General features: G+C 55.0%; 11 protein-coding genes and 3 pseudogenes. 5 read left to right on the forward strand and 9 right to left on the reverse strand.

Translation table 11 applies throughout. The features are described from left to right. Window positions 1-8: 8 nt before the first annotated feature. Window positions 9-1358: a glycerol-3-phosphate transporter gene (glpT, locus tag ACMZI0_RS19060; RefSeq protein WP_415674133.1), complete on the reverse strand. Its 1350-nt coding sequence runs from the start codon at window positions 1356-1358 to the stop codon at window positions 9-11. A 306-nt stretch (window positions 1359-1664) separates the two neighbouring features. Between glpT and glpA the strand changes: the two are divergent. The 4 genes and pseudogenes from glpA to ACMZI0_RS19080 all read left to right on the forward strand — a co-directional run bounded on the left by glpA (window position 1665) and on the right by ACMZI0_RS19080 (window position 6232). After that, window positions 1665-2886: pseudogene (gene glpA / locus ACMZI0_RS19065) on the forward strand (anaerobic glycerol-3-phosphate dehydrogenase subunit A). Next, a pseudogene (glpB, locus tag ACMZI0_RS19070) lies at window positions 2876-4093 on the forward strand (glycerol-3-phosphate dehydrogenase subunit GlpB). Before glpA ends, glpB begins: the two co-directional pseudogenes overlap by 11 nt. Then, a pseudogene (glpC, locus tag ACMZI0_RS19075) lies at window positions 4090-5264 on the forward strand (anaerobic glycerol-3-phosphate dehydrogenase subunit GlpC). Before glpB ends, glpC begins: the two co-directional pseudogenes overlap by 4 nt. Before the next feature lie 272 nt (window positions 5265-5536). After that, a complete protein-coding gene (locus tag ACMZI0_RS19080; RefSeq protein ID WP_415674134.1) occupies window positions 5537-6232 on the forward strand; it encodes a pirin family protein in 696 nt (231 codons plus the stop codon). 43 nt (window positions 6233-6275) lie between these two features. Here ACMZI0_RS19080 and ACMZI0_RS19085 read toward each other — a convergent pair whose 3' ends face one another. From ACMZI0_RS19085 to ACMZI0_RS19095, 3 genes are read right to left on the reverse strand one after another with little or no spacing between them, the layout of a single operon-like run. Continuing rightward, window positions 6276-6518 carry a carbapenem self-resistance protein CarG family protein gene (locus ACMZI0_RS19085; protein WP_415674158.1) on the reverse strand — a complete coding sequence of 81 codons (243 nt, stop codon included), beginning with the start codon at window positions 6516-6518 and terminating at the stop codon, window positions 6276-6278. Next, window positions 6491-6853 carry a carbapenem self-resistance protein CarG family protein gene (locus tag ACMZI0_RS19090; protein WP_415674135.1) on the reverse strand — a complete coding sequence of 121 codons (363 nt, stop codon included), beginning with the start codon at window positions 6851-6853 and terminating at the stop codon, window positions 6491-6493. The genes ACMZI0_RS19085 and ACMZI0_RS19090 overlap by 28 nt, the downstream gene beginning before the upstream one ends. A gap of 55 nt (window positions 6854-6908) precedes the next feature. Beyond that, a complete protein-coding gene (locus ACMZI0_RS19095; protein WP_415674136.1) occupies window positions 6909-7502 on the reverse strand; it encodes a YhgN family NAAT transporter in 594 nt (197 codons plus the stop codon). A gap of 386 nt (window positions 7503-7888) precedes the next feature. Here ACMZI0_RS19095 and asd point away from each other — a divergent pair, with 386 nt between their 5' ends. Next, window positions 7889-8992, forward strand: a complete 1104-nt coding sequence (gene asd / locus ACMZI0_RS19100; RefSeq protein ID WP_415674137.1) for an aspartate-semialdehyde dehydrogenase — start codon at window positions 7889-7891, stop codon at window positions 8990-8992. Window positions 8993-9041: 49 nt separating this feature from the next. Here the strand turns inward: asd and ACMZI0_RS19105 are convergent, their stop codons facing one another. From ACMZI0_RS19105 to ACMZI0_RS19125, 5 genes are read right to left on the reverse strand one after another with little or no spacing between them, the layout of a single operon-like run. Beyond that, complete coding sequence (locus ACMZI0_RS19105) at window positions 9042-10679, reverse strand: AMP-binding protein (RefSeq protein WP_415674138.1); 1638 nt, start codon at window positions 10677-10679, stop codon at window positions 9042-9044. Continuing rightward, window positions 10676-11128, reverse strand: a complete 453-nt coding sequence (locus ACMZI0_RS19110) for an MFS transporter (protein ID WP_415674139.1) — start codon at window positions 11126-11128, stop codon at window positions 10676-10678. Before ACMZI0_RS19110 ends, ACMZI0_RS19105 begins: the two co-directional genes overlap by 4 nt. Continuing rightward, entirely contained in the window at window positions 11118-11882 is a 765-nt protein-coding gene (locus ACMZI0_RS19115) for a hypothetical protein (protein ID WP_415674140.1), read from the reverse strand. The genes ACMZI0_RS19110 and ACMZI0_RS19115 overlap by 11 nt, the downstream gene beginning before the upstream one ends. Continuing rightward, window positions 11879-13066 (reverse strand): Gfo/Idh/MocA family oxidoreductase, encoded by a 1188-nt coding sequence (locus ACMZI0_RS19120; protein ID WP_415674141.1) that lies wholly within the window; start codon window positions 13064-13066, stop codon window positions 11879-11881. Before ACMZI0_RS19120 ends, ACMZI0_RS19115 begins: the two co-directional genes overlap by 4 nt. Continuing rightward, window positions 13053-13889, reverse strand: coding sequence for a citrate/2-methylcitrate synthase (locus tag ACMZI0_RS19125; protein ID WP_415674142.1), 837 nt, complete (start codon window positions 13887-13889; stop codon window positions 13053-13055). The genes ACMZI0_RS19120 and ACMZI0_RS19125 overlap by 14 nt, the downstream gene beginning before the upstream one ends. Window positions 13890-13891: the final 2 nt, after the last annotated feature.

Consider the following 13891-nt stretch of genomic DNA (forward strand, 5'->3'; position numbering starts at 1 on the left):
TTTAGCGATTAAGCGCGTTTCTCCATTTCTGCCTTATGTTTCTTCTCATTGATCATGGTGATAAACAGCAGTATCACAGCCATGATGCTGCCGCCGATCATTACCATAAAGCCGCCGTCCCAACCGAAGAAGTCAACGGTGTAGCCGACGATGGCGCTGGCCGCAACGGACCCGCCGAGGTAACCGAACAGGCCGGTAAAGCCCGCCGCAGTGCCCGCCGCTTTTTTCGGTGCTAGCTCCAGCGCGTGCAGGCCGATCAGCATTACCGGGCCGTAGATCAGGAAGCCGATAACAATCATACAGGCCATATCGATGCCCGGATTGCCAGCCGGGTTCAGCCAGTAGATCACTGTCGCGATGGTGACCAGCGTCATAAAGAACACCCCGGTGGCGCCGCGGTTGCCCTTGAACACTTTGTCAGACATCCAGCCGCAGATCAGCGTGCCGGGGATCCCCGCATATTCGTACAGGAAGTAGGCCCAGGAGGATTTATCCAGTGCGAAGTGCTTCACTTCTTTCAGATAAGTTGGTGACCAGTCGAGAATACCGTAGCGCAGCAGGTAAACGAACACGTTGGCGATGGCGATATACCACAGCAGTTTGTTCGGGAACACGTACTGCATGAAGATCTCTTTTGCCGTCAGTTCCTTCTCTGAGGTTTCGGTGTAATCCACCGGGTAGTCATTCTTGTACTCTTCGATAGGCGGCAGGCCGCAGGATTGCGGCGTATCGCGCATCATCACGAAGGCAAACATAGCAATCAGGATCGCGCCAAGCGCGGGCATGTAGAGCGCTGCTCGCCAGTCATGGAACCAGGCCATCCCCAGCAGGAACAACAACGGCGGGATACCGCCACCCACGTTGTGGGCGCAGTTCCAGACAGAAACAATCCCGCCGCGTTCTTTCTGCGACCACCAGTGCACCATGGTACGTCCACACGGCGGCCACCCCATGCCCTGGAACCAGCCGCACAGGAACAACAGTACAAACATGATGGCGATGCTGGACGTTGCCCAAGGCACAAAGCCCATAAACAGCATCACCGCCGCCGCCAAAATCAACCCAGCGGGCAAGAAGACACGCGGGTTGGAACGGTCGGAGACGGAGCCCATGATAAACTTGGAAAAACCATAGGCGATAGAAATCCCTGACAACGCAAAGCCAAGGTCGCCGCGAGAGAATCCCTGCTCAATCAGGTACGGCATAGCAAGTGCGAAGTTTTTCCTTACCAGATAGTAAGCGGCATAACCGAAAAAAATCCCCAGAAAAATCTGCCAGCGCAGACGACGGTACAGAGAATCGACCCGATCGTCGCTCACTCTGGGCTGGTGCTGGGCGGGTTTAAAAATACTCAGCATAACTTTCTCCAATACGCTTAAAAGCGATAATTATTTTGTGCTAAATCGCGCGTATGGTAGCGAAATGGCGCAGGGTTTCAATGTGAGCTACCGCTAAAATGTTACATTTTTATGAGTGCAATTATTGTGCTGCGCTTAACAAAACACCCCCATATAGGCCCCATGTTTGTGTGACTTTTATCGCGAAACGGTTACATACATAGTCTGTTATTTTCGTTTTTTGCTCGAATTTGCTCTTTATCAATCATTTTTTTCCTTTTCTGTGTCTGAATAACCTTAATGAAGATCCGGAAAGGTGACACCATCATGGAAAACAGCACAGCCTACCGCGAAACTGACGTCATCGTGATTGGCGGTGGCGCGACCGGGCGTAATCACGGGTTGCTGCACAGCGGTTCGCGCTATGCGGTAACCGACAGTGAATCCGCGCGCGAATATATTGAAGAAAACCAGATTTTACGCCGTATTGCCCGGCACTGTGTGGAACCGACCGATGGCCTGTTTCTGACACTTCCGGAAGACGATCTGGCCTACCAATCCCAGTTTATTGCGGCCTGTCAGCAGGCGGGCATCAACGCACAGGCCATTGATCCGCAGGAAGCTCTGCGCCTTGAGCCTGCGGCCAACTCGCAGCTTATTGGCGCGGTACGCGTACCGGACGGCACCGTGGATCCGTTTCGGCTGACCACGGCTAATATGGTTGATGCCTGTGAGCATGGGGTGAAGTATTGACCTACCACGAAGTGCTGGGGTTGATTCGTCAGGGCGATCGCGTCACCGGCGTGCGCGTTTTCGACCATAAACAACAACGCACTCTCGATCTCTATGCACAAGTGGTGATCAACGCCGCCGGCATCTGGGGACAGCGCATTGCCGAATATGCGGATCTGCGTGTGCGGATGTTCCCGGCCAAAGGGGCGTTGCTGATTCTGGGCCACCGTATCAACAATATGGTGATCAACCGCTGCCGTAAGCCTGCCGATGCCGATATTTTGGTGCCGGGTGACGCCATTTCACTGATCGGTACCACCTCAACCCGCATGGACTATGACCAGATAGACAACATGTCCGTCACCCCGCAGGAGGTCGAAATCCTGATGCGCGAAGGGGCGAAACTGGCTCCGATGATGGCGCAGACGCGCATTTTACGCGCCTATGCGGGCGTGCGTCCGCTGGTGGCCAGCGACAATGACCCGAGCGGGCGCAGCGTGAGTCGCGGCATCGTGCTGCTTGACCATGCCAGCCGCGACGGGCTGGAAGGGTTTGTCACCATTACCGGCGGTAAATTGATGACGTACCGCCTGATGGCGGAGTGGGTCACCGACAAGGTGTGTGTGAAAAGCTGGGGCAATCGACGCCTCCACAGGCGTTAGCGCAGCTTAGCCAATTCTTAAACGAGCGCTGGAAAGGCGTTCTCCCCATCGCGTGGGGCAACGCGCTGCGCGAGAGCGAATTCACCAGTTGGGTTTATCAGGGATTGTGTGGTTTGAGTGTGGAAGATCAGCAGGAGGAACATGATGCGGTATGACGTCGTCATTATCGGTGGCGGATTAGCCGGGCTCACCTGCGGTATTCGTTTGGCCGAGCAAGGAAAACATTGCGCCATTATCAGTTCAGGGCAAAGCGCCCTGTATTTTTCTTCGGGATCGCTGGACTTGCTCTCTTTTTTACCGGATGGCGAGCCGGTTCACCGTCCACTTGAGGAGCTGGCGGTACTGGCGCAGCAGGTTCCCGAGCATCCCTATTCCCTGATGGGAGAAGCAGTCGTGCGCCATTTAGTGCCCGAAGCGGAAGCCTTATTGGCTCGCTGTGGCGCGACGATGGCGGGCAGTCATCAGCAAAATCACCTGCGTCTGACGCCGCTTGGCAAATATCGCCCGTGCTGGCTTAGTCCACCGGAGATTGTGACGCGCGAACAGGGCCAGCCTCTGGCGTGGCGTGCCCCGCTGATTGTTGAAGGATTCCTGGATTTTCAAGCGTCTATCGTGGCCGATCTGCCCTGCCCGCGTTGGATCGTCTGCGCAGTAACCCCAGTGAGTTTCGTGCGGTAAATATCGCTCGCATGCTCGATCTGCCGGAAAACGCCGCCGCATTGTTGGCGGAGTTGGCACGACTGAGTTCTCACCATGATGCGGTCATTCTTCCGGCCTGCCTGGGTTTGGATGCGCCAAACGCGCTGGATGCGCTGCAAAACGCGTTGGGGAAACCCGTCGGTTTGTTGCCGACGCTCTCGCCATCGTTGCCGGGTGTTCGTCTGCATCAAGCGATAGTGCGCTGTTTTCGTCAACTGGGCGGGATGGTCATGCCGGGCGACAAGGTCGTGCGCGCCGATCTTTCTGCAACCGAAAAGGCGCTTTATACCCGTAATCATGTCGAGATCCCGCTGCGCGCTCAGCAGGTTGTGCTCGCCAGCGGCAGCTTCTTTAACAACGGATTGGTGGCGGAGTTCGATCGCGTAGTAGAGCCAGTGTTTGGTCTTGATGTGCACTATGCTGCTGAGCGTAGCGACTGGAGCCGGGAAGCGGTTCTGGCACCTCAGCCGTATCGGCAATTCGGTGTGAAAACCGATGAGAAGCTGCGCCCGAGCATCAAGGGCGTTACGGTGCCCGGCGTCTACGTCATTGGCGCGGTTATTGGCAGGGTTCGATCCTCTGGCGCAGGGCTGTGGCGCGGGGGTATCTTTATTGAGCGCGTTATCGGCTTCCGATACGCTGCTGCAAGGGGAGGTCGCATGAGCCTGCTCAATGACACCAGTTTTGACAACTGTATCAAGTGTACGGTGTGTACCACCTACTGCCCGGTTGCCCGGGTTAATCCGCTTTATCCGGGGCCGAAACAGGCCGGGCCGGACGGTGAACGTCTGCGTCTGAAAGATCCGGCGTTGTATGATGAGGCGCTGAAATATTGCACCAACTGCAAACGCTGCGAAGTGGCCTGCCCGTCGGATGTAAAAATTGGCGATATCATTCAGCGTGCCAAAGCGCGCTATAACCCGCATCGTCCTTCACTGAGTGACACCATCCTTAGCCATACCGATCTGATGGGGACGGTATCCACACCGTTTGCGCCGTTAGTGAACGCGGCAACCGGACTGAAACCAGTGCGGCAGTTGCTGGACGAGGCGCTGAAAATTGACCATCGACGTCAACTGCCCAAGTACTCGTTCGGCACCTTCCGCCGCTGGTATCGTCAGCAAGTGGAAGAGCAAAAACTGTTCAGCGAGCAGATCGCGTATTTCCACGGCTGCTACGTTAACTACAACCATCCGCAGTTGGGCAAAGACCTGATCCGCGTATTCAATGCGATGGGTATTGGCGTGCAACTGTTGGAAAAAGAGAAGTGCTGCGCCTGCTTTCTTGCCTTGGCATGAAAGCAGGCGCAGCAAAACGTGGGCTACCTGGAAAGCGCGGCGCAGGGTAAAAATTTAACCGTAGTAGCGACTTCATCAAGCTGTACGGCTACGCTGCGTGACGAATATCCTCACTTGCTTGACGTGGATAACCACGCGGTGCGCGATCGCATCACGCTGGTGACACGCGAGCTGTACCGCCTGTTAGAGCAAGGCAAAACGCTGCCGCTGCGCGTGGCTTATCACACGCCGTGTCATATGGAGAAAATGGGGTGGACGTCCTACACGCTGGATTTGCTGCGCCGCATTCCCGGGTTGGAACTGGTGGTGCTGGAATCCCAGTGCTGCGGTATTGCCGGAACTTACGGTTTTAAAAGGAAAACTACACCACCTCGCAGGGGATTGGTGCACCGCTGTTCCGTCAGATTGAAGAGAGCGGGGTGGATATGGTGGTGACAGACTGCGAAACCTGTAAATGGCAGGTAGAGATGTCGACCAGCAAACCTTGTGAGCATCCGATCACATTATTAACACGCACACTGGCGACGGAAAAATAATCCTTTACAGACGCGAATGATAATGATTATTATTGTTATGCATTCCAGAGAGACTAGTACGTGCATTGCTATGTTCTGACGCGCTCGCTGTGAAGGCACGACATTGCTCACATTGCTTCCAGTGTTTATTTAGCCAGCTCGGGTGCTGGCTTTTTTTGTCTGTCTTTCCCCCCCTCTTTTAAATTTTTTGAACTGATCGATGAGTTTTTTACGCTTTCTTATTCGCTGCCTCCCGATAGACTTAACACAACGACAACATTTGTGGAGGCGATATGATTTATTTACGACAGGCTGAGGCGCGTGGCCATGCGAACCACGGTTGGCTGGATAGTTGGCACAGTTTCTCCTTCGCGGATTATTACGATCCCAACTTTATGGGGTTCTCTGCGTTACGCGTGATTAACGAAGACCGCATTGAAGGCGGGCAAGGGTTTGGCACTCATCCGCACAAAGACATGGAAATTCTGACTTATGTGCTGTCCGACACGGTGGAACATCAGGACAGCATGGGAAACAAGGAGCAAATTCCGGCGGGTGAATTTCAGATCATGAGCGCAGGCACCGGGATTCGCCATTCGGAATACAATGCCAGTCAGGATGAACTGCTGCATCTGTATCAGATCTGGATCATTCCGGAAAAAGCGGGTATCACACCGCGCTACGAGCAAAGACGCTTTGATGCACCGCAGGGGCGTCAGCTGGTGCTGTCTCCGGATGCGCGTGACGGTTCGCTGAAGGTGTATCAGGACATGACGCTGTGGCGCTGGGCGCTGAAGCCGCAAGAGCAGTCGATATATCAGGTGCCGGCAGGCTGTCGCGTGTGGATTCAGGTCGTGCGGGGTGAAGTTGACATCAACGGTCAGCGCGCTGGCGAAAGTGATGCGCTGGCGATATGGGACGAAGAAACCCTCTCGGTACACGCCACGCAAGAGAGTGAAATCTTGCTGTTTGATCTGCCCCCAGTGTAACGGATAACGGTGCGTACAGGTGATGCACCGTTTTTTGTTCTTCTCAGGGAGCCTCTGCGGGAAGCAGCGTGCAGAGCGTTGCGCCGTCGGTCAATAACGCATCGACATCCTCATAGGATTGCGTGGTGACGATGCTTTTCTCTTCATGCCAGGTATAGAGCGGCACTCCGGGATCGTCGTGGCTTTCCTGCAACACATAACGTTGCAGTTTAACCGGCTGTGCGTCGGTTAAATCCTCTCCCACTTTTTCTGCGGTGATCAGGCGCAGCCCTTGCGGATAGCGCACCAACTGAAAAGAAAATCGAAAATCTTCTGCCGCGATGCAGCGATACGGTAATCGAACCAGATAAACGCATCGCTGTTAGGGATGGGCACCAGCGAATAACCGTCCGGCGTTTTGATGTAAAAGCTCAACCCGCGATTAGGATGAGAGGTGTTGTTTTCGAAGGTGGCAAGCACCGCCAAATCCGCTGAGGCCGGGTGTGCCAGTGCCAGGTTATTCACACCCTGTTGCAGCGGCACGATGCTCAAACCAGCGGCGCTCGGGCAGGCGGCCATTGTCGCGCCGCTGTAAAACAGCGCGGCGGCGAGCATTCGTCGAGAGTGAGTAAACAAAAACATAGCGGTGGTTATCCCTTCCATGCCCACGGCGGGCGAAAACAGGTCAGTAACGGCATCATTTCATCAGGTAAGTGCGTATGCCATCTAGGAACATCTGGGTCGACAACATGACCAGAATCAGCCCCATCAATCGCTCCAGCGCAGCGACACCTTTTTCACCCAGCAAACGCAAAAAGAGATCGGACATCAGCAGGATGATAAACGAAATGCCCCAGGCGATGCACAGAGCCAAGGTTAAATGCGGCAACTGATCGGGATATTGATGCGACAGCAGCATCAGTGCGGCCAGAATGGACGGTCCAGCGACCAAAGGGATCGCCATTGGCACCAGAAAAGGTTCTTCTCCGGCGGACAGCCCGCTGCTGTTGCTTTCCTGCGACGGAAATATCATGCGGATAGCAATTAAAAACAACACAATGCCGCCCGAAATCGAGACGGTTTCGATCCGCAGGTTGAGGAACGCCAGAATACGTTCGCCCGCAAACAGAAAAATCAGCATTAGCCCAAGGGCGATTACCATCTCACGAATCAACACCACCCGTCGGCGTTTCGGATCCAGATGTTTCAGTACCGACATAAAAATGGGCAAATTGCCCAGCGGATCCATAATTAACAGCAACAAAATGGTTGCTGAGATCATCTCGCTCATGGTGGTGGTTGACTCCTGTTATCCCTCAGATGATGCCACCGCATTAGCCTCGTTGCTGAAAAAGCCGGTGTCATCGAATAAATTCACTTGCGACTTCTGATACATTTTGTAAGGTTGATAGTCATCACTTTATGTAATATTTGCTGAGTTTGGTGATAAACCGATTTTTATTACCCCTCGCTCTGCCGTCATGATAGTCCTGCCGCCACGGTTTGCGTGCGTTTGCGTGCGTTTGCGTGCTTTTGCGTGCGTTTGCGTGCGGTAAACCTATTGTTCTGCAAGACATTCACCTGACGAGAACAGGGTAACAGAGTGTGTGTCGGCCGTCAGTACTGCCTGTGTGGCAGTCCAAATTCTTTGTGTCACCCCAAGGCAGGATTGTTACCATGAAAAATGTTGGTTTTATCGGCTGGCGCGGTATGGTGGGTTCCGTTCTGATGCAGCGTATGCAGGAAGAGCGTGATTTTGACCTGATTCGTCCGGTGTTCTTTTCCACGTCACAACACGGCCAGGCTGCTCCGGTGCTGGGTGGGCAGCAGGGCACGTTGCAGGATGCCTATAATCTGGATGCGCTGCGCGCGCTGGATATCATCATCACCTGCCAGGGTGGCGATTACACCAATGAGGTTTACCCGAAGCTGCGTGAAAGCGGTTGGCAGGGTTATTGGATCGATGCCGCTTCTCCGCTGCGTATGCGCGATGACGCCATCATTATCCTCGACCCGGTCAACCATGATGTGATCAAACAGGGTTTGGACAAAGGCATTAAAACCTTTGTTGGCGGCAACTGTACCGTCAGCCTGATGCTGATGTCGCTGGGTGGCCTGTTTGCGCACGATCTGGTGGAATGGGTGTCTGTCGCAACCTATCAGGCCGCATCCGGCGGCGGTGCGCGCCATATGCGCGAATTGCTGGTGCAAATGGGCATGCTGCACAATGATGTGGCGAAAGAGCTGCAAGACCCCGCTTCTGCCATTCTGGATATCGAGCGCAAAGTAACGGCACTGACGCGCAGCGGCACGCTGCCGACTGACAATTTCGGTGTGCCGTTGGCTGGCAGTTTGATCCCGTGGATCGACAAACAGTTGGATAACGGCCAGAGCCGCGAAGAGTGGAAAGGTCAGGCGGAAACCAACAAGATCCTGGGTACCCAATCCGTGATCCCGGTTGATGGTTTGTGCGTCCGCGTTGGTGCGCTGCGTTGCCACAGTCAGGCGTTCACTCTGAAACTGAAAAAAGATGTCGCGGTGCCTGAAATCGAACAACTGCTGGCAACCCATAACGATTGGGTGAAAGTGGTACTGAACGATCGCGAGATCTCCATGCGTGAGTTGACGCTTGCCGCAGTAACCGGCACGCTCTCAACGCCGGTGGGTCGTCTGCGTAAACTGAACATGGGGCCGCAGTATCTCTCCGCCTTTACGGTTGGTGACCAGCTACTGTGGGGCGCTGCGGAACCGCTGCGCCGTATGCTGCGCATCCTGCTGTAATCCTCGCTGCGTTGAATGCCCCGCATTGTGCGGGGCATGTCACACCGCTTCATTTTCTGCCGCTGATTTCTTTGTCCTGACGTAGCCTGTCACGCAGTGCGCACTTCGTTATCTTACCGGTCGATGTTTTGGGCAGCTCGCCAAAATGCACTGCTTTGGGTATCTTGTAAGCCGCGAGGCGCTGGCGGCAGTGCGTGACGATCTCTTCTGCGCTGGCCTGCATGCCGTCGCGTAACTCAATAAACGCACAAGGCACTTCGCCCCATGTCGCATCAGGCTGCGCGATGACCGCTGCAATGGCCACTGCGGGATGCTGATACAGCGCATTCTCGATCTCTATGCTGGAAATGTTCTCTCCGCCAGAAATAATAATGTCCTTGCCGCGATCTTTTAACTGGATGTAGCCATCTCTGGTCATCACGCCGAGATCGCCAGTGTGGAACCAGCCGCCGCGAAAGGCCTCCTCGGTTGACGTTGGATCATTGAGATAGCCTTTCATACAGAGATTACCGCGTACCATGATTTCGCCGAGCGTCTCGCCGTCTGCGGGTACGGGTAACAGGGTGTCGGGATCGCGCACGCTCACCTCCGCCTGCATGTGGTGGCAAGCCCCCTGTCGAATGTTCAACCGGGCGCGCTCATAGTCAGGTAGGCTGCGCCAATGGCGCTGCGGCGTACAGGCCGTTGCGAGGCCATAGACTTCCGTCAGTCCGTAGACGTGTAGCGCCTCAAAGTCCATCTTTTCGATTTTTTTGAGCAGTACGGGAGAAGGCGTGGCTCCCGCGACAAGCGTATGTACGCGATGGTTGATGTCCCCCTGTGCAGCGTCGGTGAGAGCCCGTTGCACAATCGGAGCGGCGCAATAGTGTGTAACCCGTTCGCGACGAATCAGTTCAAAGACGGTATTGACGTCGAATTTTCTCAGGCAAACATTCACTCCCGCGCGTGCTGCAATGGTCCACGGAAAACACCAGCCGTTACAGTGGAACATGGGCAGCGTCCATAAATAAACGGGGTGCATGGGCAGGTTCCATTCGAGCAGGTTGCCAAGGGCCGCGAGATAGGCACCGCGATGGTGGCAGACCACCCCCTTCGGCTGGCTCGTGGTGCCAGAGGTATAGTTAAGGGCGATGGCATCCCATTCGTCGTCAGGCAGTGTCCATTCGGGCTCATGAACCGCGTTTGCCAGAAAATGATCGTATTCGATAGCGCCAGAAAAAATACGCGGATTCGCCGGTATCCTGTCGGTTACCTTGATAAGCGGTAATTCAGGGAGCTCCCGCGCTACATGTCGGATAACATCGGAATACTCGGTATCAACGATCAGCATCTTTGCGTTGCCGTGGCGTAGCATGAACAGCAGTGATGCAGCATCGAGCCGGGTGTTGAGGGTATTCAGCACCGAGCCAGCCATCGGGACGCCAAAGTGGACCTCAACCATTTCCGGAATATTGGGTAGCAGCACTGCGACCGTGCTGCCGCGCTCAATGCCGGAGGCAGTAATGGCGCTGGTGAGACGGCAAGTGCGTTGGTAGGTTTCATGCCAGGTACGTCGGGTGTAGACGTAGACGATGGCTGGTTGGTCACCGTATACCGTGGCCGCATGTACCAAAAAATTGAGCGGTGAGAGCGGTGCGTAATTCGCGGCACACTTGTTGAGATTGGCGGTAAGGGGAGCTGTCATCATGTATTGTGCCTCTCAATCCGTACGACTAAAGCCACGAGCAGGCAGGCGGATAACAGCACGGCGTCGAGTACTATTGGCGCTCGTGCGGAAAACGCGTGTGATAGTAAAGGCGCCGCTGCTTGGCCGGCCGCCTGGCTGAGGAAAGTGCTGGTTCCTAATACGCCATAGGTCAGCGGAATTTTTTCAACCGAGACAGTGTTGCTCAGCAAGCGATGAAAACTGGTAAAGTAGAGTGCGCCACCCAGTCCACCGGCGGCGATGAGTAAGCCGAAGAAGAGCGGCCAGTGGGTGATTGCCGCCGCGGCTATCGGCTGGAGCGTCAACAGCGCCAGCGAGAGGACCAGCCGGTTGCCAACAGATAGCCTTGATGTCCAGGGCTTGGTGAGGAATAACGCAAGCCCGCCCAAGGCCGCCAGCGAAAATGAATACCCAAGCTGTTCAGTGGTCATTCCATTGGCGATAACGGCATAGACAGGCCAGCCCGACAGCCATAATCCCAGACAGAAAAACTCGATGTGATGGATAACAAAAAGGGGTTTCTGGCGCTGAATAATCTTGCACAGATCGCATCAGCGTAGCGTTTGCCGCGTGGGAATGGTGGTGCGGTTGGGGTAACGGGGGCGATAGCGGTATGACAGGAGAAGGCACAGCGTATACAGCAGTGCCGGGAAGACAAATGCGGCCTGAATACCATAGCAGGCCACCAAATATGCCACCGATCGCAGGTCCCAGCGTGCGGCCAATATTTTGTGACACCACATAACTGTCGTTTATCGCATCGAAAAAACGCAGGTGTGCCATACGATTCAGAAGCGTTCGCCAGGAAACGACAAAGTACGATTCAGAAGCGTTCGCCAGGAAACGACAAAGAGAGAGCCCTATCCCTTCCATCAGGCGCGCTGTCGTGAGCCAACCGGGATGTTGGGCGTATACCAGGATCACACTGCTGCCGACAGCGCAGGCCAACCCGGCAAAGTAGTAGCTTCCCGCGTTATCGGCGGTGATCATCAGCCCCGCACAAGGCTGGAAGACGGCCCGCCCGATGGCGGCACCAGCAACAAACAGACCCGCTTCATGGGCCGGCAAGTGTAGCGTTGCTGCCAACAGCGGAAAGAAGCTGACTGCCGTGCCGGATGCCGTCCAAAATAGCGTGCCCTGAGTAAAGCTTAAAAGGACTAATTTATGGGGTGATACCCGTTTCACATCACTGCTCCTTCATGTTCTGCGTTGGGTAACGCCCGCATCGCCTGACAGGTTTTGACCAGTAAAGACAGTGTGTCAGCGTGGCTTGCCAGTGGAGAACAGGCTTCACCACCGGCGAGAAAATCCAGCAACTGCGCGCGCCGGGCGAATACGTTCAGGCCGCACGTGATGGGCAACTGCGGTTCTTTCTCGGACAATTCGGCTCTGTCGATTTTTCGGATGGGTTCACCTGCAGCGACCTGCGGGTTGAGGGCGATAGTGATATCAAATTTTTCCGCCGTATCGGTTAGCTTGTGCAGCGAATCAGAAACCACGCGAATGGAGCACAGATTGCCAAGGTGAATGTGCACGGTTTCTTGCCGGATTCGGCCTGTTCCCGGCGGTTCGTCAGGGACGTGGCGTGCGGAAACCGATGTCTCCAGTAATTGCAGGCAAAAACCCATACGAAAACGCTGCTGGTGCTGATAGTGCCCGGTGAGGGTGATATCCAGTTCACCGCAGCCGTACGGGATTGCCTGATGGTTGATGTCTTGATAAATGCCCATGTGATGATAGGTTTCTGGTTTTAACACCTGTCCCAGATCTTGGTGTCTGACCCGCGTCACCTTCAGCACGGGATCTGCCATATCGACGTCCAGCAGGCGGCAGTTTAACCGCGCCAGCCGTGCCACCAGATCGATATAGTGGTAGCCTATCTGCATGCGTCGCTCACAGCTGACAACGAAACGAACATCGGCGAGTTGCTGCGCTTTCAGCAAGCATAAAAACTCGTGCCGAAGCTGCTCGGGCATTTTTTTGTGGGTCAGCGCGGTAATCGGCTTATCCATAAAGATATCCAGCCCTTGTTCCGTCGACCACAGCGCATAGGCAAGATGCGCTTTCGGCTCCGTACAAATCAGTGCCGCATCAACTCCCACAAGCTCTGGCATGTGATTCAGCCGTGAGCGAATTTCATCCAACGGCGGGAAATTGCGGTGCGCTTCGTCAAAGAAAATGTACCGCTCAGGGGATAATCCTTTTGCTGCCATTGCGCGCATGACGGCGTCTTTGCGCCGCTCGAGATCGACCACAATGGCAATTTCAATATCCGGGCGTTGTTTGATCAACACCTCGCTGTAACGATCGATAAAATGCGGGCCGCAGCCGATGATCATCAACCGTGTGATACGCTTATTTCTCTTCATCAGCGTAAAGCTCCTGCGGGCGGATAAGGGGGGCCTTACTGCTGACGCTGTCGTAATAGTGTGCGAGCCACCCGACGGTTCGACTCAGGCACAGCAGTAACGTATTCATTTCAGGTGGAAAACCTATACGCCGTAGCAAAATGCCATTGAACAGGTCCGGGTTGGGATGCAGCCCGCGCTGGGTGAAATAGGGCCGGTGATTCACGTGATGAACGATAGCGTCACACAGGTCTATATGAGGCGATACCGATGCAAAATCGGCACGGGCATTTTGCAATAGCCGTTGCATATAGGCGGCGCGCGGGTCGGGTTGTTTATAGAGGCGGTGCCCAATGCCTGGCAGACGACGCCCGTGGGTCAGACAATCATCAATGTAGCGAGAAACATCCTGCGATTCCCGCAGCAATTGGTCATGCTGCATGCCGACTTCGCGACTTGCCCTACCGTGTAATGGCCCTTTGAACGCGCACAGCCCTGCGACAATGGCGGCAAAAGGAGCGGCCCCGTTGCTGGCGGCAGTGCGAACGGCCAGTGTGGAACAGTTCAAACCGTGCTCGGCATGAAGAATCAAAAATCGGTTCATCAACGAGACGGTGATGGGTTCTGGCGGGCAGGAAAATGCGGCTTGCAGGAGTTGAGCGATGGCGTCATTACCCCAATATATCAACGCAGAGGTGTGCTGACTAGAGGGGCTGCCTGTACGGCGACCTTGGGCATAGCGGGCGATAGCGATGCCTGTTGCGGAGAGTAGGAACGCTGCAACCGGCAGCGGCCCGTTCAATTCCGTTTTCTTTACCTTCTCTGAGGCTAATGCGGTTAGCACCG

The organism is Symbiopectobacterium sp. (assembly GCF_047692315.1).
Lineage (GTDB): Bacteria > Pseudomonadota > Gammaproteobacteria > Enterobacterales > Enterobacteriaceae > Symbiopectobacterium.